The sequence below is a fragment of the Ideonella sp. P3_A4 genome, from assembly GCF_056403075.1.
In genome coordinates this window covers 1-1,373 of the sequence record NZ_JBFUGE010001048.1, presented here as the reverse complement: position 1 = coordinate 1,373, position 1,373 = coordinate 1, and the positions used below count along the sequence as shown (strand labels likewise).

Sequence of the window (1,373 nt, the reverse complement as noted above, 5' to 3'; positions counted from 1 at the left end):
GCCTGCGGACGGCGACCTCCGTGATCTTGCCGTCCTCCGCCAAACGCAACTTGGTGAGCAGATAGCGACTCATAACCGCCTCCTTTCATGGAAGGGTCAACCGATCGTTGCCACTGCCATGCTGCGCCTGATTCACCCCTCGCGACAAGCCCCGCCGACGACTAAGCAAATGCGCCAAGCAAAAAAGCCCTGCGAGTCTTGAACTCACAGGGCTTTCATGGCGAATAAGTGGCGGAGTGGACGGGGCTCGAACCCGCGACCCCCGGCGTGRCAGGCCGGTATTCTAACCAACTGAACTACCACTCCGCAGTGGTGCTGAAGTTTGGACTTTGCAGTCCCGGGTATCAACCACCCGTGCCATCTACCCCGGCGTGAGCCGAAGTATTTGGCGTCCCCTAGGGGATTCGAACCCCTGTTACAACCGTGAAAGGGTCGTGTCCTAGGCCTCTAGACGAAGGGGACTTTGTCCTTTCCATTCACTCGACGACGCCACCGTTTTGGTGGAGGTAAGCGGGATCGAACCGCTGACCTCTTGCATGCCATGCAAGCGCTCTCCCAGCTGAGCTATACCCCCGTCTTCTGCTTCGGCAGCCATCTGCACCTTTCGGTCGATATCTGCGTCGCTTGTTCGGGAACGCCGTTGAGCGAAGACCAAGAGTATATACCGGTTTTTAAACAGTGCGCAAGCGGCTGAGCACATCGTTGCGATCAAACAGCGACAACACCGCGTCGATCGACGGCGTTTGCGCACGACCGCAGACGAGCACGCGCACCGGAACAGCCAGTTGCGGCATCTTCAGCTTGTGCTCACCGATGGTGTCTTTGATGGCCTGCTGAATCGCGGCCTTGTCCCACGCCACATCAGTAAGGCGATCGCGCAGCGCGACGAGTGCGGGCTTCACCGCATCGGTCACATGCGTGGCCACGTCTTCTGCAGTGGGCGCTACGGCCACGAAGTACATCGACAGCCAATCCGCCAATTCGACGATGGTGGCACAGCGGTCCTTGAACAGCGCACACATCGGCGCCAGCGCAGCTTCGTCTTTCGCGTCGATGCCACGGCTGCGCAGCTGCACAGCCACCATCGTGGCCAGGCGAGCGTCATCGGCTTGCTTGATGTACTGCCCATTGACCCACGAGAGCTTGGCCGCATCCCACTGCGCGGGGCTCTTGTTCAGGTGCGTGCCGTCGAACCAGCTGACCAACTGCTCGCGCGAGAACAACTCTTCGTCGCCGTGGCTCCAGCCCAGGCGCGCGAGGTAATTCAGCATCGCTTCGGGCAGGTAGCCGTTGTCCTCGTAGTTGGACACGGCCACCGCGCCGCGGCGCTTGGACAGCTTCTGGCCATCGTCGCCCAGGATCACCGGCAAGTG

Annotated in this window: 2 protein-coding genes and 3 tRNA genes; 1 reads left to right on the top strand and 4 read right to left on the bottom strand. The window is 60.7% G+C overall.

Annotation, left to right across the window (positions count from 1 at the left end):
- The coding region (locus AC1DYI_RS35730) for a hypothetical protein (RefSeq protein ID WP_477208829.1) at positions 1-202 on the top strand (202 nt) is incomplete at its 5' end.
- 27 nt (positions 203-229) lie between these two features.
- On the opposite strand, the gene AC1DYI_RS35725 is transcribed toward AC1DYI_RS35730, so the two are convergent.
- From AC1DYI_RS35725 to AC1DYI_RS35710, 4 genes are all read right to left on the bottom strand, one after another.
- A tRNA-OTHER gene (locus AC1DYI_RS35725) sits at positions 230-306 on the bottom strand.
- Positions 307-386: 80 nt separating this feature from the next.
- Positions 387-462: transfer RNA gene (locus AC1DYI_RS35720), tRNA-Glu, on the bottom strand.
- A 36-nt stretch (positions 463-498) separates the two neighbouring features.
- Positions 499-574: transfer RNA gene (locus AC1DYI_RS35715), tRNA-Ala, on the bottom strand.
- Positions 575-671: 97 nt separating this feature from the next.
- The coding region (locus AC1DYI_RS35710) for a glutamate--tRNA ligase (protein ID WP_477208828.1) at positions 672-1,373 on the bottom strand (702 nt) is incomplete at its 5' end.